Source organism: Bradyrhizobium sp. USDA 4503, assembly GCF_054055815.1.
The window spans coordinates 8,080,063-8,100,954 of record NZ_JBSRXS010000001.1 but is presented as its reverse complement, the minus strand read 5'-3'; the positions used below and the strand labels follow the sequence as shown (position 1 = coordinate 8,100,954).

At 56.7% G+C, this 20,892-nt stretch carries 16 protein-coding genes and 1 pseudogene; 6 read left to right on the top strand and 11 right to left on the bottom strand.

The window, feature by feature from the left end:
• Positions 1–3: 3 nt before the first annotated feature.
• Together ACVMIH_RS38360 and ACVMIH_RS38355 are read left to right on the top strand one after the other, a co-directional pair.
• On the top strand, positions 4–1,758 hold the full coding sequence (locus tag ACVMIH_RS38360; protein ID WP_456865705.1) for an ATP-dependent nuclease: 1,755 nt from the start codon (positions 4–6) through the stop codon (positions 1,756–1,758).
• Positions 1,736–3,115, top strand: coding sequence for an AAA family ATPase (locus ACVMIH_RS38355; RefSeq protein ID WP_456865702.1), 1,380 nt, complete (start codon positions 1,736–1,738; stop codon positions 3,113–3,115). The genes ACVMIH_RS38360 and ACVMIH_RS38355 overlap by 23 nt, the downstream gene beginning before the upstream one ends.
• A 67-nt stretch (positions 3,116–3,182) precedes the next feature.
• Here the strand turns inward: ACVMIH_RS38355 and ACVMIH_RS38350 are convergent, their stop codons facing one another.
• A complete protein-coding gene (locus tag ACVMIH_RS38350) occupies positions 3,183–4,592 on the bottom strand; it encodes a DUF2130 domain-containing protein (RefSeq protein ID WP_456865699.1) in 1,410 nt (469 codons plus the stop codon).
• A 307-nt stretch (positions 4,593–4,899) separates the two neighbouring features.
• Here ACVMIH_RS38350 and ACVMIH_RS38345 point away from each other — a divergent pair, with 307 nt between their 5' ends.
• The gene (locus tag ACVMIH_RS38345; RefSeq protein ID WP_456865696.1) at positions 4,900–6,075 is read left to right on the top strand and encodes a Fic family protein; all 1,176 of its coding nucleotides are present in this window, start codon (positions 4,900–4,902) and stop codon (positions 6,073–6,075) included.
• Positions 6,076–6,093: 18 nt separating this feature from the next.
• Here ACVMIH_RS38345 and ACVMIH_RS38340 read toward each other — a convergent pair.
• The 9 genes and pseudogenes from ACVMIH_RS38340 to ACVMIH_RS38300 all read right to left on the bottom strand — a co-directional run.
• Positions 6,094–6,240: pseudogene (locus ACVMIH_RS38340) on the bottom strand (recombinase family protein); the annotation flags it as partial.
• Between the two features lie 133 nt (positions 6,241–6,373).
• A complete protein-coding gene (locus ACVMIH_RS38335; protein ID WP_456865693.1) occupies positions 6,374–6,583 on the bottom strand; it encodes a hypothetical protein in 210 nt (69 codons plus the stop codon).
• Positions 6,584–7,040: 457 nt separating this feature from the next.
• On the bottom strand, positions 7,041–7,286 hold the full coding sequence (locus tag ACVMIH_RS38330) for a hypothetical protein (RefSeq protein WP_456865690.1): 246 nt from the start codon (positions 7,284–7,286) through the stop codon (positions 7,041–7,043).
• Positions 7,287–7,372: 86 nt separating this feature from the next.
• A complete protein-coding gene (locus ACVMIH_RS38325; RefSeq protein WP_456865687.1) occupies positions 7,373–8,779 on the bottom strand; it encodes a DUF6035 family protein in 1,407 nt (468 codons plus the stop codon).
• Between the two features lie 106 nt (positions 8,780–8,885).
• Positions 8,886–9,557 (bottom strand): hypothetical protein, encoded by a 672-nt coding sequence (locus ACVMIH_RS38320; RefSeq protein ID WP_456865684.1) that lies wholly within the window; start codon positions 9,555–9,557, stop codon positions 8,886–8,888.
• Positions 9,558–10,125: 568 nt separating this feature from the next.
• Positions 10,126–10,881 carry a hypothetical protein gene (locus ACVMIH_RS38315; protein WP_456865682.1) on the bottom strand — a complete coding sequence of 252 codons (756 nt, stop codon included), beginning with the start codon at positions 10,879–10,881 and terminating at the stop codon, positions 10,126–10,128.
• 284 nt (positions 10,882–11,165) lie between these two features.
• Complete coding sequence (locus tag ACVMIH_RS38310; protein WP_456865680.1) at positions 11,166–11,579, bottom strand: hypothetical protein; 414 nt, start codon at positions 11,577–11,579, stop codon at positions 11,166–11,168.
• 574 nt (positions 11,580–12,153) lie between these two features.
• Complete coding sequence (locus tag ACVMIH_RS38305) at positions 12,154–12,360, bottom strand: cold-shock protein (RefSeq protein ID WP_456865678.1); 207 nt, start codon at positions 12,358–12,360, stop codon at positions 12,154–12,156.
• Between the two features lie 220 nt (positions 12,361–12,580).
• On the bottom strand, positions 12,581–14,209 hold the full coding sequence (locus tag ACVMIH_RS38300; protein WP_456865676.1) for an acyltransferase family protein: 1,629 nt from the start codon (positions 14,207–14,209) through the stop codon (positions 12,581–12,583).
• A gap of 996 nt (positions 14,210–15,205) precedes the next feature.
• Here ACVMIH_RS38300 and ACVMIH_RS38295 point away from each other — a divergent pair.
• The 3 genes from ACVMIH_RS38295 to ACVMIH_RS38285 all read left to right on the top strand — a co-directional run bounded on the left by ACVMIH_RS38295 (position 15,206) and on the right by ACVMIH_RS38285 (position 19,366).
• Positions 15,206–17,446 carry a tetratricopeptide repeat protein gene (locus tag ACVMIH_RS38295; RefSeq protein ID WP_456865674.1) on the top strand — a complete coding sequence of 747 codons (2,241 nt, stop codon included), beginning with the start codon at positions 15,206–15,208 and terminating at the stop codon, positions 17,444–17,446.
• Positions 17,447–17,805: 359 nt separating this feature from the next.
• Positions 17,806–18,984: an MFS transporter gene (locus tag ACVMIH_RS38290; protein WP_456865672.1), complete on the top strand. Its 1,179-nt coding sequence runs from the start codon at positions 17,806–17,808 to the stop codon at positions 18,982–18,984.
• Between the two features lie 16 nt (positions 18,985–19,000).
• On the top strand, positions 19,001–19,366 hold the full coding sequence (locus tag ACVMIH_RS38285; protein ID WP_456865670.1) for a DUF3088 domain-containing protein: 366 nt from the start codon (positions 19,001–19,003) through the stop codon (positions 19,364–19,366).
• Between the two features lie 14 nt (positions 19,367–19,380).
• On the opposite strand, the gene ACVMIH_RS38280 is transcribed toward ACVMIH_RS38285, so the two are convergent.
• Positions 19,381–20,355 (bottom strand): LysR substrate-binding domain-containing protein, encoded by a 975-nt coding sequence (locus tag ACVMIH_RS38280; protein WP_456865669.1) that lies wholly within the window; start codon positions 20,353–20,355, stop codon positions 19,381–19,383.
• Positions 20,356–20,892 lie beyond the last annotated feature (537 nt).

Here is a 20,892-nt window from a genome sequence, read left to right as displayed (position 1 = left end):
TGAATGGCTGTAATTCGCCACATAAAGATTGGCCGATTCCGGAGTATTTTTGAACTGGATTGGTATCCTGCCCCGGGAATCAACTGCCTGGTCGGGCCCGGCGATAGCGGGAAATCCACAATACTTGACGCTATCGACTACTGCCTAAATCCCCGTAGGTATCTGCAATTCTTCGAGAGTGACTTCCACCAGCTCAACAGCGCTGATTCGATCGTCATCGACATAACCATCGGAGACCTGGAACAAGAGCTGTTGAAACTTGAGTCCTATCTGAATTTCATGCGGGGTTTTAATGCCGCAGCGAAACGTATTGAGGACGAACCCGGACTGAACCTCGAACCAGTTTTAACGGTTCGGATGGAAGTCCTGGACGACCTTGTTCCCCGGTGGAGATTGTTTTCTGAAAGGACCGAAGCTCAAGCTGAAGCGCGCGACCTGGCCTACGGCGACCGAATTCGCATCTCGCCCAGTCGGCTTGGTTCTTACGCGGATTCACAACTGGCATGGGGCCAGCGGTCGATTCTAAACAAATTAGGCAGTCAACGCCCCGATGCTGGTAAAGCTCTTGCTGCTGCTCGGAAGCAGGCTCGCATAGCCTTTATCGACAGCACGAAAGGTACGTTCGACGATGTGCTCGAGGTGGTTTCCGAGGTTGCAAAAGAACTGGCTGTGGATGTGGGAATCCGGCCAAAGGCGATTCTTGACACAGGTGAGGTCGCTATCGCGACCGGTTCTGTGGCCTTGCACGATGCAGATGAGATCCCTCTCCACGCTTTAGGATTAGGGTCCTCAAGGCTTCTCGTTGCGGGTTTGCAGCGGCGAGCCAGCCAGTCTCAGATAGCCATCATCGATGAATTGGAGCATGGGCTCGAGCCATACCGCATCGTTCAACTGCTGCATGTGCTTGGTTCAAAGTCCGGCCAAAAGAACCAGACGTTTATTACAACACACTCTCCCGTTGTCGTTCGCGAGCTATCAGCAGAGCAGATTGTCGTTATTCGACGTCCTGATGGTTCCTATAAGCCTCATCGAGCGATCGATGCTGGTGGCCACGTCAGGAACCAAAAAGTCATCCGAGCCTGCGCGGAAGCCCTTTTGACACCGCGAATTCTCGTCTGCGAGGGCAAGACAGAGGTTGGATTTGTTCGTGGGCTAGACTTGATTCGACATGAAGGCCAACGACCGACACTCGCTCATTGCGGCGTCTACGCGGCCGATGGCGGAGGCTCTGAGGCTTCTAGCCGAGCGCTTGCCTTTCGGCAGCTTGGCTATGACGTGGCCCTACTACGAGACAATGATGTGGAGCTGTCGAAAAAGCAGCTGGCTAACCTTACCAAGGCTAACATCCCGATTTTCCAATGGGATGGCAACAAGCCGTTCGAAGCAGCGCTCCTCGAATGCTGCCCCGCCGTCGCGCTGCTTGAATTGTTAGATATCGCAATAGAGGCCCGCGGCCAGGATACAGTGGACGCGGATATCCGGGCCGTTTCGGATGGGGCGATCAATTTGGCGATGTGCCGAGATAACCTGGCCGAGGAGGTTTTGAGAAAAAATCTCATTGCTGCATCTACCAGGAAGAGTGACGATGGCACCATCACGAAGAACTGGTTCAAACTCATAGAGCCCGCCGAGCGCGTTGCTCATGAAGTGTACGCGAAACACGCCGGCCAGTTCGGGGCTGCCTTTCGTAAGGTGGTGAACGACCTGAAGGCCTGGGTTGATACGTCTGCACCCGATGAAGCTGCTGCAGCCAAATAATTGGCGCGGAAGCGTTTCCGCGCCAGCAGGGTATGGCAAAACCCATGCAATTGTCGAAGTCGTAAAATCAACTCAGGATAAGCCCGCGCTTATTCTGACACATACGAATGCGGGAGTGCATGCTCTCCGGGAACGATTACAAAAGGAAGGCGTTCGACAATCCGCCTTCGCGTTGACCACGCTTGACGCGTTTTCTCAACGGATTGTGCGCGCCTTCCCGGCACGGTCCGAATACCAGATCAATCCCACGACTGCTCTGTCGTACGTAGAGATTCGTCAGGCTGTTCTTCGAGCGCTGGCCGCTGGGGCGCTAGATCAGATACTGCCTGCTTCATTTTGTGGTGTACTCGTTGATGAATACCAAGACTGCGACCTCCTCCAGCACCAGCTTGTCACGGCGATCGACCTGCGGCTGCCCGTTCGGGTTTATGGCGATCATCTGCAGGCCATCTTTGAGTTTGGGGAGGAGCTGGTCGACTGGTCTCTTGTCGAAAAGGCATTTTCACCCTTAGACCGACTAACCAAACCGGAGAGGTGGGAGAGAGCTGGCTGCCCGAAACTCGGAGAATGGCTGCATGAAATCAGGCAAGCCATCGAAAATGGTCAGTCGGTCAATTTTGATGGATGCCCAAGAGCGCATGTTACGCTGAAAACGCACACAGACGATCAAATCGAGGGGGAACAAGACGCTTTGTCCCACATGAGATTAGCAAGAGGCGAAAAGTTATTCATCATTGAGAATTCGCCTGCGATGGCCGTGCGACGCGATTTCGCTCGGCGGCATCCGGGAGTCACGATGGTGGAAAGATCTGATCTGCCGGACCTTCAACAGTTCTGCAACGAGGTGGTGGACGCGTCTGATGATCCCAAAAAGATCGTGAATTTAGCCATCCGGCATGCGGAAGCGGTCATGACGTCGGTTCGTGGGACCGTTCTGTCACAACGAGTGGAAAGCCTGCTGAGTGGCCGTGCTAGGAACGCTCCTGACCAGGCAGAGCAAGCTGCCCTTTCTTTCTTATCAGACCCCTCGCCGAATGGCCTAATACAAGTCCTAATGTCCCTCCGAGCAAGAAGAGGTACACGGCTGTTTCGGCCGGAGCTTTTCGAGGCTACCACTCAAACGCTGTCTCGCTGTCAAGCATTCAGCGAAATTCAAGCTAGCGCCGATATCATCAGAAACAGACGTCGCTTTGTGCCCCGGGCTCTTTACCAAAAATCTATCGGAAGCACCTTGCTGCTAAAGGGCTTGCAGTCACACTCAGCGATCGTACTCGATCACGGAGCCTTGCCTACACGCCATCTCTATGTTGCCCTGACAAGGGCTTCCAACAAACTCCTTGTATTATCCTCGCGCTAGAGAAGCGGCGTTGGACGAGATAAAATCGTACGCGCCGAACCGTGACGTCTGCGTCAGATGGCGCGCCTCACTCGGCGGCTTCAGCGGCCTGGTTTTTAAGCTCCGCGAACTTCGCGGCCATCGTCGGGTTAGACCGGGTCAGCTTCTTAATCGTCACGTCTTGCGCCTTGTCGTTCGCAAGGCGCAAGTTGCGGTCCGCGCCGATCAGCGCATCCTTTGTTTTCTGGAGATGATCGATGGACTTATCGATCTCAGTGATCGCCGTCTGGAAGTGCCTGGAGGCAAGATCGTAGTTCTTGGCGAACCCGTTCTTGAACGTCTCAAGCTGGTTTTCAAACTGTGTGATGTCGATGTTCTGCGCCTTAACGAGCGCCAGCTCCGTCCTGTACTTCAGTGAGTTGAGAGAAGCATTCCGCAGAAGCGTGATCATGGGTAGAAAGAACTGCGGCCGGATGACATACATCTTCGGATAGCGATGGAAGACGTCGACGATGCCCGCGTTGTAGAGTTCGCTGTCAGGTTCGAGCAGTGAGACCAGGATAGCATATTCGCAGCCCTTCTCATTGCGATCCCGGTCGAGCTCCTTCAGAAAATCTTCATTCTTGCTCTTCGTCGCGGTTCTATCGCTCTCGTTCTTCATCTCGAACATGATCGAGATGATTTCGCTGCCGGTCTCGTCCGAGTCCCGAAAGATGTAATCACCCTTGCTGCCGGTCCGCGCGTCGTTGTCTTTCTCGAAATACGCTCGTGGAAAGGCCATCGATCGCACCCGGTTGAACTCGGTCTCGCAGTGCTGTTCGAGGGTCTCGCCAACCATCTTGGTCGACAGGCGGGCCTTCATATCCTTTAGCCGTTCGATCGCGTCATCGCGATCCTTGAGCTGCGTTTCGTACTTGTCCTTGAGCGACTGTTCAGAGAGCTGCTTTTCAAGCTGTACCTGCTTGATGCCGTTTTTCAGCTCATCGCGCTCCTTTTCGATCGTGCCGACGGCCTCGGTCACGGCGAGCTTTTTCTCAAGCTCGACGCCTTGGAGCTTGGCCTTCAGCTCTCGGATTTCCTCTTCCTTGGCGGCGGAGACTTTGTGCAGCTCGCTGGCCAAAAGGGCCTCAGCAAGCTCTGAGGAAGCTTTCTTCTCGCGTTCAGCTTGCGCGAGCGCGTTCGCTAGCGTGTCACGCTCTTTTTCCACTGCACTAAGGGCTTCGGTGACGGCGAGCTTCTGAGTAACCTCACTCGCCTCAAGCTTGGACTTCAGCTCCTGGATTTCGGCATCCTTGGCGGCCGCGGTCTTCTGCAAATCGCTGCTGACCTTGGCCTTGGCCAATTCCACAGCGTTCTGCTTTTCCCGCTCGGCCAACTCCAGCCGTTCGTGCAGTTGTTTCTCAAAATCGCCGTCACGGACCTGCTTCAGAATCTCGGCATAGCCGGATTCGTCGACTTTGAAGGCCTTTTCACAGTGGGGACAGATGATCTCGTGCATTTTTCCTGTCCGAAGGGTTGGGGCGGCTGCTGTTGTCTAGAAAGCTTGGGGGGAACCCGACCCAACCTGGCTGATCGGCTTTCTGATAGGCTCCCTTGCGCATGAGAACAAAATTAGAACTTGCCGCTTTGGACGGTCAAGCAATGCGCAACGTTTCCGGGCATTTTCCCCGGTTTTCCGATCGGGCGAGTTGGTTTGGCGGGCGTAGGGGGAGAAAAGCTGCCCAAACGGAGGGCTCCGTCCTACCTAAGGAAAGGAAAACCAATTATCCTTTACTTACACGAATCGTAAGGAAAGGATAGCTTTCTTGGCTAATGCGACCGGAACCCGGCTGGGTACTTTCATCGAAAGCGCCGTGGGGGGCGAGGTCGTGCGCGCCTTCATGCCGCCCCCTCTCCCGCCGGTTCCGCCCATTGACCTGGTCAAGATCGTCGAGCTGCTGGATCGGGCGACGGCCGCCTTAGGCCGTCTGGACGGCGTGACCACCGTTCTACCAGCCCCGCCACTTTTCATCTACATGTACGTTCAGAAGGAAGCGGTCCTGTCGTCCCAGATCGAAGGCACGCAGTCCTCGCTCTCCGACCTCCTGCTCTTCGAAGCCGATGAACTTCCCCACGCTCCGATCGACGATGTCGAGGAAGTGTCGAGCTACGTGGCCGCCCTCAACCACGGCCTGCGCCGCCTGCGCACAGATAATTTTCCTCTGTCGCTGCGGCTGATCAGAGAGATTCACGGCGTACTGCTCCGCAACGGACGCGGAAGCACCAAACAGCCAGGCGAGTTTCGGCAATCCCAGAACTGGATCGGTGGAACGCGACCCGGGAACGCAACGTTTGTGCCCCCTCCCCCACATCTCGTCATGCAATGCCTTGATGAGCTGGAGCGCTTCCTTCATGCGGAGCATCAGGGCATTCCTCTCCTCATTAAAGCCGCTTTGGCGCACGTTCAATTTGAAACCATTCACCCATTCCTAGACGGCAACGGCCGTCTCGGCCGCCTGCTCATCACATTCCTTCTTTGTGAAGCGGGTGCCCTCAAAGAGCCTGTGCTCTATCTCAGCCTCTATTTCAAAACTCATCGAAAACGCTATTACGAGCTGCTTCAACGAGTCCGCGAGACCGGCGATTGGGAAAGCTGGATATCCTTCTTCCTTGAAGGCGTGATTGAAACCGCGACCCAGGCAACCGAAACCGCGCGCCAGCTATTGGAGCTGTTTGAAAAGGACCGGCGCGCCATATCCGCGCTTGGCCGGCCTGCGGCATCGACGCTGCGTGTGCATCAGCTTCTGCAGAAGCGCCCACTTCTATCGGTGCCGGCGACGACAAAAGAACTTGGTCTTTCGAAGCCTACTGTCGCCAAGGCGATGGAGCATCTGGAAAAACTCGGCATCGTCCGCGAAATCACCGCCAAGCAGAGGCGGCGGATATACGCCTACGTCCGCTACCTCGACATTCTCAATCAAGGCACCGAAGCGCCAGCATGAGACCATAACCACCAGCACGTCACCTTGGTCCAGCGCGGCGATGGCACGGGCGAGCTGTGGCCGATCGGCCCTCATACCGCTCGTCTTTTCACTGAAGACCTTGACGGCGCCGGCAGCCTTTAGAGCGTCGACTTGCCCAGCATGATCCTGCTCGGAGGTCGACACGCGGGCGTAGCCGTGTTTCACTGTCTGTAATTTGCAACGGACTGGTGCAACAGTCAAAGCGGCTACGAAGACCGATGACTACCAGTGTTGCAAGTTTTTGACTTGTGCAACAAGCTCGCCAGTGACTCACACATCATTCATCGTCGTGCGAGTCATCCTGATCCGATTCCAACTCCTCCTCGAGTGTTGGGATGAGCTCATCGTTCTCGCGAAGCGTTGAACGCTCGTTGGCATCTATAAACTTCACGGCCGTTACGGACTTGGCGGCTTCGAGTGCTTTGGACTGCAAAGCGCCATAGCCGCCCGAAGCCAGTTCGAAAAGAATCCAATCGTGATCGGCCATCCGGCAGCGCCTGCGCGACGCCGAGGCCATCCACAAGGCAACAAAGGGAGACCCAGATACTGGCCGTCATCGAATCCACGGTGGGAATGGTCGGCGACCTTCAGGCCATAGCTGGGAAAGCCATGCCAGAGATTCCAAGTTTGGAGGTGCGCTTGCTGGAAAGCGACAGCGAACTGGAGAGAAAGCTAGGATAGCACTGCAGCAGCTGGTGCTCCGGGGCCACAGGGCTAATCGCAGATGCTTATGTCAGTTTTCGGAGTCGATCGACCAGTTGAGCGTACCGGACGCCGCTTCCGCCGGAGAAGTGCCCGCACCACGCGGCAAGGAACTGTTTCTCTAAATCCAATCTCTTTTCGCGCCGTAGAATGATGGCAATGCGCCAGGGATAGTGCGGGGCCGGGACTTCGCCCATCTTCAGGTACTTGGAAAATGCGTCGGCAACGATGGCCGTCTGCTCTCAGAGATTGTTATCGATTGCCTTCAGGTGGTGTCGGAATTCGCTTTCGCTTAGGGAAAGAAAAGCGGGCTCGGACGAGGCTTGATTCCAGCTTTCGCCGCTCGCGAGCATTCGCTCAATGACGGTATCCTGGTTGGCGGACAAAACAACGATCTCTTCGTGAGATAGCGGTGGCGTCTTCTCCATACAGTCGATGAGTACGCGCAGTGCATCATAGTCCGCTTCACTCACCTTGGTTTCAGACATAGTGGGAGCCCCTCTAATCGGCACGATAATAAGGTACGCCAGATCAAATCGTATAATCGTAAATGCGATTTCACGATGATGGTGAGCTAACTCGTTGATAAGCCGCTGCGCCGCACGAAATCGGCCAAGCGTGCACCGACTTCAGGAAACAAAAACGATAGCGCAGGCATCCATTCTTGAGGCGGCGCGTACTTTGGATCTCCCTTGCGCAATTGGGTACGCATTACCTTACACCGTGAAGCCCACTTCCCGGTCGAATCTTGGCTTTTCAGCAACTCCTTGTGGCCCGCCACCTCGACAGCAAAAGCAAACGCAAGCAGGCTTTCCGGGTGCTTTTCGGCAGCCTGGTGCGCGCACTGTATCAACGTATCAAACTGCCATCCTACGCCGTGGCCCTTCAGGCCACTCAACACGGCATGCATCATACCCCTAAAGCAACTATCCCATGCCGGGCGGTCTGGCACGGCGACGTGGCGCTCGGCAAGTTTCCCTTTGATAGCGAGCCAGCGATCCTGATGTCCCGGCCTTCCCTCCATCTGCCGGGTCATATTCTCCGTCCAATAGGCAATGACTTCGTCACGCAACTGCCGGTCCAAAGCCTTCGCTTCTTCCGCCTCATAATCGAAATAGTAGGCGCGTTGCTGCTCGATCTCCTTCTTGACCGCGCTAAAAGGAACCACAGCTTCCTGCCACTTGTCGCCGACGGAGCCGGCATTGCAGAACGGAACGCGGTAGTGGCATCGCAGGTGAAACTGTTTGGTTTCTTCCGACAAGCGAACCGTTTCCTCGTCGACGACAAAGACGTTTGAGTTATTGGAGAACAACAGGTCGTCAGTGGTCATGCGCCTGTAGCCTTCGGAGAAACTCGCCAAAACCCAGATCAGGTGCGCTCCAACCTCGCGATAGAACATCCGACGACTGACCACGACATCCAGAAAGGTCGTCGATAGCTGGGCCTCAAAGGCAAACTGTCCTTCAGTCGAGGTCGCCTGCAGATCGGGCTTGCGCCAAGTCCGGGGATCGTCCGCCGCACTCCAACGTTTCTCTTGAACGATTGTCTCTGTGTCGAATGCCGGGTCGGCCCGCAAACTGCGTTCAATAAGCTGCTTGATGCGCTTGTGTGCTTCGCTTTCGCGCAGACCATGATACTTTCGCGCGCGGATTTCTTCTTCGCTTAACGCACCCCGCGTTATCGCGGGGCATGAGCCATCTTCTGTCTTATGGCGAAAGAAGAAGCGCTTGCGCATGTTGGCGACTAGGTGCACTGGCGTACCGCAAATCGCGCAAATATGCCGTGGCTGTCCCTTCTTCATCCGCTCGCGCATGGCGACACGCGCTTCCACCAATTCGCTGTAGCGGTGCGACGCTATGAACGTTGTTGCGCGCTGTACCTCACCTGAATTGAGGTCGATAACCTCTGCGATCTCCGGGTCATTCACTGGCGCCGCGAAAGCGCGCGGTTCGATGGTGACGTTATGGCCCTTAAAGGTCATTGGCGGGTGCTCAGGCGGGGAGGTCGAACAGACGACAAGCTTGGCCGATTCGCTCGTAATATGGTTCAATGATCTGGCTGGCCACGACTTCACTAATCCAAGCTGCCTATAGGGAGTGAAAGATGATTCCCACTAGGAAGCCCATAATGCCCGTCCATTCATGCGACCAACTCTCGACAAACGGTCGTGCGAGACCGAGCCAAAACAAGAGGCTGGCGATGCCCACGATCATGGTGAGCAGGATGCTGCCACCGATGAGCATCCGCTCCCGCGTCGTTCGCAGCAAAGCTGCCGCATCGTCATGAAGGACCAACATGGCGACCCCGGTTTTGGCAGAAACCAGTACTATCGCCAGGATGACTGCTGACCAGAACCGGCCGTTTAGTGGAGTGAGGTGCGAGATCAGCCACCCCGCCGGTAAAACGAAGACTGACTTAAACAGGCCGTCCGCTGCTCCGTCGAACTTACTGGTCCACCATCGAAGTAGCGCATTGGGAACCTCTTCGGGGCTTCGCTTAAATTGGGTCAGAAAGCAGCCACCTATTGCGGAGCCAAATGCGAAAGAGCCGAAGAACGCGGCTGCTATAGAGTATTCTCGTGCTTCAGAAATAAGTGCGATCGCAAATAGGACCATCGTGTAAAATGCGCTGACCGTCGCCATGCCCCAAGATGGACCGTCTTCGATCCTGTGTGGGTTCATCTCGGTCCACTTCTTGGCAGGGATGAGGAATGCGGTAAGTATGCCCAGGAATAAGAGGTTATTGGCAAAAGGACTCATAGATTGCAGCCCCCGCGAGCCTTCGCAATAGGCAAAGCTGTAACTTCGATGTATCAACTATAACGAGTATGTCCGCCCTACTATTACTCGCAAGAACATTCTGGCGATAGCCGCGCTTAAGGGTCAATGCCATGGCGATGTCCGTCGTGCCCCGGCTCTGATACGCTTCAATGCGAACCGTGCCAGTGCGGCCAATACGTCCCAATTCCCTGACCAGGGGACACTTGCCAACCAGCGTCGGCTGGATACGCTAGTGCCATAGCCACGCCACGATACCGACGATGAGGATGGCCGCGACGATCGCCTGCCATCCCTTGGCATCGAAGTCGAAGCCGGGATCTTTGAATTTCAGTTGATGGTCGGACATACAGCTCTCCATTGAAAACCTTGAGAGCCGGTGGGGATTCCTATGTCGGGGTTTCGGAGCTGATCCGCAACGCACATAATCGGTTATGCACGTTTCCCACAGGCAGCTGTGCGAATCCCGGTTTTCGTCAGTTCTTCCAGTTGGTTATGAAACTTTATCCCCGCTATATACAAGATTTTCCAACACCCGCCGCTGAACCCGTCAGCGAGCACCGGCTGGCACATTGCGCACGTGCTGCATCGTCAGCACCTCGTGGGCTTTCCCGTCTTCCCAGCTCATCGTAAGCCAGTTGGTGGAGGTCGGGTACGATATGACAATTCTGGCTGGTCGGTACTTTGCCCCCTGTAAGAAGGGATGCTTGCTGACATCGAGCGGTTCGAGCAGCAACACAAAAACCAAGCCCATGATGCTGAGCGCCAGAGCTTCGATATCGTCTTGCGCATTGGTGAGTGGCTGCAACTGAAAGCGCGACTGGTTCAGCAGCGTATCGCCCGTGTTCATTACACAATAGAGCCCGGCCCCGTCGGGCCAGTGACGCGGATCGTCGAGCATGTCCAGTATCGCCGCGTCCCGCGAGAACGTGCCGGAAAGCCGCTCCCGCCCCCTTGCAAGATTCTTCGAGACGGCAGCCGCTTTGGCCGTTTTCAACAGCCAGCGCTCAATGTCGTGCCCCGACACCAGGGCATGCCTCATTCCCGCGTCGTGCTCAAGATACGATTTCAGCGACGCAAAGAGATACTGTGCCGCATCGTCGAGCGGATGCAGCGCGCTGTTGTGCTTGGTGCAAAGGCAGTTGGTCCGCAGGCTTTGGGGCGCCAGTATCTTGGTCTCGTCCGGCGCAAGCCATGGCAGGCCGGCAACCGAGAATTCACCGTCCCCTTTTAACACCCGGATGACCGACTCTGAGATGATGTGTTCGCCGGATATTGGGGCAACACAAGACCCTAATTCCTTCATGTAACACTTGGCGACACTCGATGACGGCGGAAGCGACCTTAGCCCGAGAGAGGCGGCAGGCTTGTGCCAGTCTTTGCCGTTAAAGCAGCAATGGCGGGCGGTCTTCTGCGAACCGCACGGACAGGGGCCGTTTAAAACCGCTTCTCGCCTTCGCTTCCGCTCGCCCATCACGTACCCGCATGTTACGCCGCTTCAAACTTGTTTGTCGCATCTCCTCAGCGCTACGGGTCAAATACCGCGCCCATCTTGGGTAGGGGATGGGTGATCGTTGGCGTCAAGCCACTTCATGCTGAACGCCGATCAGACCGGGCCTTCCTGCGGCGCCGCCGCGACCTGCGACGGCGATCGCAGGGAGCAGTATGTGGCTTAGCGGCATCCAACGCATGCGCATGGAGTTCGTTGGACGAGGGATCGATGGTTGATTGGGGCCGCTCTCTTTGATCGGCGACCGCTTTTTCGAGCGCAGAGAGGAATTGCCGCCCCTCTTGCGTGATTTCCCAGCCGAGAGCGTCACGAATGACAAACTTCGCCGAAAAGATATTCAGATCCGGGGCATGTTCGGCCAACCGCTTCATGCGATCGGTCCAGTCGCGGCCGCTGTTCATCAGGATCTCCACGGCGCGTCGGACTTCGGCAACAGAGGCCCGCCCGGTGGGCTGACCGGCCAGCACTTTCAGGACGGTCAGCTGGAAGGACACTTGCCGTGTCTCCGATGGGCTGTGTGTGCAGTTCCCGTCCAATGGTTCAAGATCAGGGAAACGTCGTCAACAACGTGCCGCCGTTAACCTCAACTATATTGGCTAACTACGAGCGCCGGCGTCCTTAAGATTGCTCGCCTGCTCATGCGCGAGCGGTCCTCGAGCGGGCACGCTATCAGCACGCCGCAGGCTCGTATCGTCCATAACGGACGAACTCGCCTCGGTGAGCTCGTTTTAGAATCGACAGCACAAGCTTTGCGTCGGCCGTTGCAGCAAGTTGCTACAAGGACATGCGCGGCGTACACCTCCTGGCCCGCTGGGCAGGAGTGTACGGTTCGGACCATTCATGGCACCGAGGATATTGTGTCAGGTCCACACTGCTCCAGGGCGGGCAGAATCCGGAACTGCTGTGGCACCGGCGCGCAATGCCTTGATTAAAGCCGCCACGGGGCTTGCGGCAAAGCCTCAGTTGGAAGCGACGGTCGTAAAGAACCGCCCGGCGCACCAGATCAAGGCATCGCCGGACAGGCGCGAGATCACAAGTTGCAGAGGGCAGCCCGCAGGTGCACTTCAATCAACCAACCCGAAGATTCTCAGCTGACGTCTTGCCCGAGCGCCCGGCCTTGAGCTCGTAACTGACGCGCTCCCCCTCTTCGAGAGTGGTGTAACCGGCCTTTTCCACGGCACTGATGTGTACGAACACATCGGCGCTTCCATCCTCCGGCCGAATGAAGCCATAACCTTTGCTGGAATTGAACCACTTCACAATACCCATTGCCACGGCGGCATCTCCATCAGTGAACCTTCGTGATCTAGCGAAGACTCTCGCAGCCATCAAGGTGGGCGGCAAAACGACGCTCGTCCGCCGCGGCAATCACGCCCTCAACTTTTTGCCCGATGACCAAAGTGCTGACTGTTTTGTGCGACGGCCGGCAGCAAGACCCTGACGTCGCAAATCTTCGTTTCAGGGGCGAGTTCCGGATGGGCGTTCGGCCCGCGGCTCAATCATCGCGCGCCACCTTGTTACAGGATAGTTGCAGAGCCGACGACGTCGCATGCGCATCCGGAGCCGAGCTTGCGCGAATGCTGCGGTCTCCCTTGCAGAACCAGGCGACGGCAAACTCCTTTGCGCAACTCGGAGCAGGATCAGCAATCCGTATCATCTCTGTACGAAACGTACACTCACTCTTACCATTACACGCTTCTGCAAGCGCATCCGTGGTGTTGCCGCGCGCTGACATCCAGCGGCAATTGCCGCCATACGTACCGGAAACGACCGAAATACCCGATTGCGTGATGGCATCTCCGGTCGCATCCCGCAGTGCATACGCGGCCGCCGCACCAACAAGAGCGGCAAAGCCGACAGTTCCCAATCGCACTACGAGCCTGCGCTGTTCCGCCGAGGCCGACTGATAGGCGCCGCGAATTCGCCGTCGGGCCGGCACTTCGAAGCCGAAATGCAACAGGATCGCGGCGCACGTCGCCAGGGCGAAAGCAAGAGCGAGTGCACCGAGATGGCCAACCAGTTGACTCGCCGTTTCCCAACGCACCACCGGAAAACGCCGGAAGATGATGATGTGTATCAGATAGAGGGCAAAGCTGGCCTCGCCCAGAAAGACAAGCCACCTTGCTGACAACAGCCGTCCTGCAGTGCTGTTGGGCTGAGTCGCCGCGACAAGGATGAGCGCAACCGGCGCCGCCAGGGCGATATTGTTGCGCGCAATATCGAACAGGCTCATGGAAGCCCCAAATGGCGGCTTGTGGGCGGTAAACCAGAACACCCAGCTAATCGCTCCGACGCCAACAATTGTTGCGATGTCGAGCAGAGCGCGAGACGGTCTAAAATCCTGCGCCGACCACACTTCATGGAGCCTTGCCAAGCAACAGCCGAGAACGAACTCCCACACCCTGCAAAACGGCGAAAAGTAGACGATCCAGAGGATGAGCGTGTTCTTCCAGTTCGGCAGAGCCGCCTCGGTTCCATAGGCATGAAGCGCAAACAGGTTGATGCGGCCCTGCAGCATGAGCACGACAAGGTCGATGCCAAGCTCGACTGCGACGGCTCCAATGGCGCACAAAACCGCGGCGGGCACAGTTCTGACCCGCGCAAGGAGAGGGCAAACGAGGGGAAAAACGAGATAGAAGAACCATTCGGTGCTCACCGACCAGGAGACGATGCCGACCTCCTCGTACTGCCAGACGGGAGCCACACCGGCGATATTTGCAAAAAACCAGGTTTGCACCATCCCGAGTTGAAACGGGATGAGGTGCGTTGAGAATCCTTCGGCCGGCGCCTCGGTTCCGAGGAGCCACGGCCAGACAAACGGTCCGGTCAGCAATTCGACGAGAAACAGAACAACGAACAGAGGATAGATTCGCGCTATGCGCGCCACGAGAAAGTCCGGGATCGCTTTCCGCGGGCTGCTCACAATCGAGCTGCCATAGTTATATTGAATGACAAAGCCACTCAGCGTGAAGAAGACCGACATTCCGAGCAGGCCGAGTGTCCCGACGCTGATATCGAGTCCGAGGCTCGGTCCCTGCAAGAACACGCTGCCGCCGTGAGACAATGCGACCGCTGCCGCCGCGACAAACCGGATACCGGTCAGCGCGGGTATCTGCTTAACCATCGATGTCGCTCGTCATTTGCGAGGTGGGTACAAATCCTGGCGATCGATGGCACCAAAGGCCGGCGGTTGGACTGACCGCTAAAGGCAGGAAGGCTGATCGCATCGAGCGAGCGTGCCATGCGATCAGCCAAACTCCAGCGGTTGCTCAAATCCGTAATCAGAGCGCCCTCGCACCTTATTGGGAAGTCGGCTAGCGCTGAAACTCTGACTTCTGGTAGGGGCTGCTCGGATCGAGGTCCATATTCGGTCGGTGCTGGCCCACGCTACGTCCGCTGACCTGTCATACTTGAACCGCGCCATTGTCTCACCGGAGGCCTCCCTAAATGGGTTTGCGCCAGCCAATTTGCTCCTCTGCGAAGGGAGCTTGCGGCGCAAGGTACCCGATGAGAGCCCAGGTCAGAGCAACACGCTGTCGTCTCTGGCAGTCTCACAACGGATACATACACCAGTTCACGTCCTACGCAGAAAAACGCGAAGGCGATCATCAGCCAGCCACCAGGAGGTTCATGTGCAGAAGCAGAGCGCACAAGGCGCCTATCCTCGTGACACTCCTTGCGACGAGGTTCATTCTTACGCCCCCGCCGCCAGCCGGCCCAAGGCTGCTGAGCCTGAGATCGCGATACCTGAACGCATCGCAAAAGGAAGGGCGCAGCTATTGCTGCCGGCTCGGGCAGCCGATCCGAATCGCGCGTTCAATCTTTTTGACAACGACTGTCAAGGAATCTCGCTGCGGATTGGTGCAGCAATTTACTATTCTTGTCCTGCACGACTGGCCGCGCCTTCGCTTGGGCCTGGCGTGCCAGAGAAGGAAAGGAGCATATGATGAAAAAGAAGATCGCTGAGATCAAGACCACGATCCGCACCACCACTCCGTACACGGGTACGCTCTAGGTTGGTGTGACGGATGCCTTGGATGCATCTACCTGATGAGAGCATGGCGGCATCGGAGGGTGGTCGTTTCGACCACCCTCTTTTGTGACAGTTGGGGAGAGTAAAATGGTTGATCTGATCCAGCAGCGCGTGCTTTCAGCCATATCAGCATCCGTCGAGCTCAGTCCGATTACGATTTTGAAGACGGAAGCGGGCATGGCACCGGTGCCAACGATCAAATCGGCACTCGCGAGCTCCAATTCCAACTTCTCTATCACTGACGGCGACTGGCGGACCGGCGGCTATCTTGCCGGGCTGCAAGCGCTCGTTGACGCCGAACTAAGGTGGGCCAATGAAGCTAGGCTCAAACTGGTTGAGGCGGCACAACAATCCTTGAAGCGGCTATTCCCCCTCCTAAACAGCGACGCCTTTACCGTGCCGAAGGATCTCACCAATACCTCGAGCAAGGAGGAGCGTACCCGGTTCTATCATCATGAATATCAAAACAAGCTCCTGGTCGGACTAGCCGAATTCCTGATCAACTGCGCCCAACAGCTCAACGAGCGTCACATTATCGTCATCGATCGGGCGGCGGCCCTGTCCGGCTCGGCCAGGAACCTGATCAAGCTGCTCGTCAGGCTGGACGACGATGCGCGGCTATTTCGCTTCGTTCTGATTGACTATGAACAACGTCTCTATTTCCCGGACGCCAGCGAGGTTCATTTCGGCAGATATAGCTCGCAAGAGCTAGGCTCGATCCTTGATCGAGACCTACCCGCCGAGAAACGACGGCAGATCTACGAGGCAAGCGGCGGCAATCCGTTGATTGCGGAGGCTTTGAGCAAATGCGCTGCGGCAGGATTACCAGTCGTCGGCTATCTCGACCCGACCGCGACCGTGGATCTCTATCTGGCCAGCCTTAACACGGGGGAACGGCATAGCCTTCTCAAATCTTACATTGAATCCGATTGCGCCGCGCCCGATCTGATCGCGCAGCGAAACTATGCGATCTTCGAGCCGGCGACCGCAGATCATCTGCACGAGCAGTTGCACCACGCGTGCCTGGAGCGTTATCTGGCGGGCAAAGCGCCTCTCGTCCTGCTTCATGCGCTATCGGTACGGGACAAGTACAAGCGTCTGGAGCTGCTTGCAGAGCCGAGTCAGATCCTCCAGAGCATTGGCCTGTATGATGTCTGGTTTGGCTATTTCGGGGAAATTTTCGCCGACCCTGCGCTTCGCACCTACGGTTCGGGGGATGCTCCCGTGAACGCCGCCTTCATCAACGCGGCTTTTGTGCTGTACTCACTCGGCTGCGGGCGGGTGTCGGTTCCCTATCTGGATGAATTTGACAAAACCTTCCCAAAGAGCCGGTACACGCCAACGGTTCTCTATGCCCAATCAATGACGTATGGACGCTATCAGCAGCCGGTCAACCTCACGCTGGCCGAAGAGTGCGCGTTACGGAACCTGGAGACCATCGAGCGGGATTTCAGGGAGCACGACAAGTACGACTACATCAGGGTGTTTGCAGAGAACGCCTATGCTTACATCAAGGCCAAACAGCAGAAGTACGACGAAGCCCTCGCTCTTTGCGCCGAAGGCCTTGGCAAGATGCTCAAGGCGTATGGCGACGAGCGCTTCAAGCTTCACCAATCGATTCTGGTCTACAACACCAGTCAGGTCTATGAGCTCATCGACGAACTTTCTCGGGCTGAGACGCAGTTGCGTGAGGCCATTGCGTACGATCCCTACTATGGAGAGTATCACAACGACCTGGGGAACCTGCTTTCGAAAGTGGCTGGGAGGGAAGCTGAGGCTTTGGAGGCCTATGCGCGCGCCATTGAACTTTGCCCACCCTATTATGAGGCTCACCTGAACAGGGCCGCACTTCGCAGCAGAATGGGAGATGCCGCAGGCGCCCTCGCCGATCTCGACAGGACACTTGTCATCAAGCCAAACGAATGGCGGGCTCACTTCGAGAGGGGCAACATCTTGATGCGGCAGGACAGGCCGAAGGCTGCCCTGGAGTCCTATCTCGTGGCAGCCGAGATCAATTCCAAAAACCCCGACCTGCAGAGCAATATCGGCCTAGCCTATTCCGAGCTTGGCAAGGCGCACGAGAGCATCGCACACTATGTTCGAGCTCTTGACCTTAACCCTCGACATGCGCTCACCCACAACAATCTCGCCATCGAGTACTTCAACGAAGGCCGGCCAGATATGTCACTGAACCACGCGACAGTCGCTGTCGAGATAGGAGGAGATCCAGACTACGTCCTCACCCGTGAGCACATTGAAAAGAGCCTGCAAGCTGACCTGGCTTCGCGGCGGGAGCGAGTTTCTGCATCTTCCGCGAAGCCGCGGTGAGCTTGCGGCTCATAGCACTCTTGCCATCGAGCTCGAGCGACGTGAGACAGGATCGCTAAGGACATGGGTGCTGCACCTCACAGCTCCGGCGGGGTCTACCGGACGCTGTTGCGGCAAGCGCTGCAACTCAAACTGACCGGCAAAGCAAGCGCCTGGGCCGGCATATCCGGGAATGACCGAACGCCGACAGGGAGGTAGATAGGTAAATGCGGTGCCTTTTGCCAAACCGTCCTGTTGCGAGAGCGTTGATCGTTGGCTTGCGGGCTCATCGCACCGATGTCGCGTCAAAAAGCCAGTGCCATCCAGCTTCCCTTCCGCGTCAAGCGATATCCAATGATCCTCGATGAGTTAAGCCAACAATGAGTGGGGCGAGCACACGGCAGTTCATCTATCTCTCGCATTTGATCATTCAGATCGGCGGTTGGGCGTTCCGTATCGGCATCCTGATCGGCCTTCTGCAATCCGGCATGAGCGCCGCGGGTCTCGGCGTTGCGATTACTTTTGCGCCTATCATGCTCGGGAGCCTCTTCCTGTCGCCGTTGGTCGACCGAGGCGATCCGATCTCGGCCATGATGATCGTCAATGCTGTTCGCATATGCGCGCTGCTCGCCATCTTCGGCAGCGACGGAGCCGATTCCTTTCAGAGCTATACCGCAATGGCCGTCCTGAGCCTGGTCCAGCCGGTCTATTTGTCTGCAGAGGTTGCTTTCTTCCGTCGTATTACATCGGAAGACGGCATGATCTCGGTGCTACGCAACATCGCCAATATCGACTGGCTCACCTATCTTTTGGGAATGTTTGCAGGTGCCATGCTGTCCGATCAATTGCACTTGCCCGGCGTTTTGGCCTTCAACATATCGGCGATCATGCTGTCCTTGATTGTGCTCCTTGGCATCAAGCAGCAGTTCAGAAGAACGCCAGCAGTGCTTGAGGCGCGGCCTTCGGGAACCGTCCAGGACTTGGCACCGCTCTATCCCGCATTCTTGGCTGTTTTTCTGCTCAACCTCGGCGCCGGCATCATCAATGTCTATCCTGCGATACATGCCACAGCTGACGGGGTTCTCGACAAAAGCGTTCTATTGACGATTGTCATGACGAACGGCGTTTTTGCCTTGCTGGGCGCGCTAGCCGTCAAGCCGATTTACGACCTGCTAGGCGCTTTGCCGACCATTGCCGGGGCCGCGATGCTGCTTGCGGCATGCCTTGCGCTGATGTCACTCGATGCCGGCCTTTCCGTGGTCATCGCGTCCAGCAGCGCGATGCTTGGTTTTGGCCAGATCTTTGCGGCTGCCGCTCACGCGCACATGGTGTCTTCAGTGGCTCCTGACCGCGCCGGTCGCCTCTCTGGGATATTTCAATGCTGCACCTATAGCGGCGTTGCGGGAAATGGCATTGCTTTGTCGCTTCTAGGTGATTGGCTTGCTCTCGGCACGATCGTTCTCCTATGCGCGGCGAGCGTATTTGTTGCCTTCGCCGTTGCGACCTTCGCGGTGGTCAGATCAATGGATTCTCAAGCTTCATGTCCTGCCGATCGCTAGATCAGGGATCCACACCATGCCATGGGATCAGCTGTTCCTTTTAGAACGCCCTTTTTCGGATCCGGCCTTGCCGGGACGACAATTCTACTGCTGGCAATGTTTGCTATTGGACGGGTTGCTATCCGCGTTTCCAAGCCGCGCTGCGAGGCTCGACGTTCGCCGGATTTCCTGGGCGAGACCACGGGCCGCGCTTATCGAGAGGCTTGGGCAGGATCATCAGTCCGCGCCCGTTCTGATTTTGGAGAAGGAAAGCTCTTTACCAGTGAATGCGAAGTACGCGAACGGGCTCACCTATGTCGACGATGTGTTTGCAATCCTTGATCTTCTGGCTGCGCGCCACGGATTTCCTGCGTCTTACCGTCGAACAGTCCGCAGCTGGTAGGTCCATGATGGCCGTCAACGACTTGATGCCAGCAGGGACCCATCCGGCAGACCCTTCGATTGAGCGGCTTGCTTGATCTGCCGAGTCGGTGCCTCGAAAGGCGATGGCTGATGATTCGGCATCAGTATTTCTGACAGCGCCCAGCGCTCAAACTGTTTGACGGACGCGCTATTGCGCGCGTGCCCATTGACGAACATATAGATTGAGCGATTAACCGGCACGAAGCCGAATGGAGCTACGAGCTCTCCTTTCTCAAGGTTGCTTCTGACCATAATTTGCGAGGATATTGCGGCTCCCAGCCCACTTTTGGCCGCCTCCATAGTCAAGGAAAATGTATCGAACACGACCTTGCGCGATGCTTGCAAACATATTGCAGCTGCGCTGGCCCATTCGCTCCAGGCGTCCAGCCTGTCAGCCTCGTGCAACAGAGAGATAGACAGAATATCTTCCGGGCTTTTGATCGCCTCGAGCGTAGCTGGCGCACAGACTGGGCCAATCATCTCATTTGATGCGTGCACCCCGCGGACGGGAAGCGGCCGCTTCAGCGGGCCGGCGACAAACAATACGTCCAACGCACCAACAGCCAGCGCGTCAAGATCGGCTTCGGTTTCAAAGACAAGGTCAATGTCCGGATAGAGTTTGCGGAACCGACCGATACGGGGCAACAGGCCGTGCGACAAAAACGTGGTTGAGCACCCGACCACCACAGAACGTCCTGCATGGCGCCTTCGCAGCTCGTAGCATCCCTTCTCGAGCATAGTGAATGCGCTTGCACAGTTGCGCTTGAGCTGTTCGCCATCGGATGTCAGCCGCACGCCCGAACTGTGCCGCACGAATAGTCTCCTGCCGAACCAATCCTCAAGCAGGCGCATCTGGTAGCTTACTGCGCCGGTCGTCATGTTTAGCCGCTCGGCCGCCCTTGAGAAACTTGGAAACTCGCTGACTGCCTCAAACAGATGGAGGCTTTTCAGGATCGGTAGCTTGCGCATCTTCTTTCCTGCCTCTCACTGGGATAGCTATTGTGGAGCCGTGCAGTGTGCACCGATCTTCTCCAGCGCCAACAACCGCTATCGCTGACTGCCGGGACCGCGCACGACTGAGACTTCTTTCGGGTCGGCCTGTCACGGCGAACTCAACGACCTGGCTCCTTACCCCACCCACAGGACCAGATATCGATCCAGGTACACAAATCTTCGAATCTTGGGTTCCCTAAGGCACAGTTGGATTTGAGACCATTCGGTGCAGGGTTCATCGCTACGCGATTCTCCAGAAAAGCCAGGACGGAGCTTTAGGTTTGGAATCCCTACTCATGGGCCAATCCGGATCAGCAAAACTACGGTCCTTCATGGGGATGTGCTGCCTGGCCAGCCATATTGCATGACGAACTGGACATTGCGGGCTTGTGTTCGAACACCTCTAGCGCTGTCGGGATTCGTCCAGTTCCCCTTGAGATCTGCGGCATCTTGCCTGTCGATTGGCTGGTTCTGTGTATCGCCTCGCATCTCGCCTCAATGATTCAGCTGGCG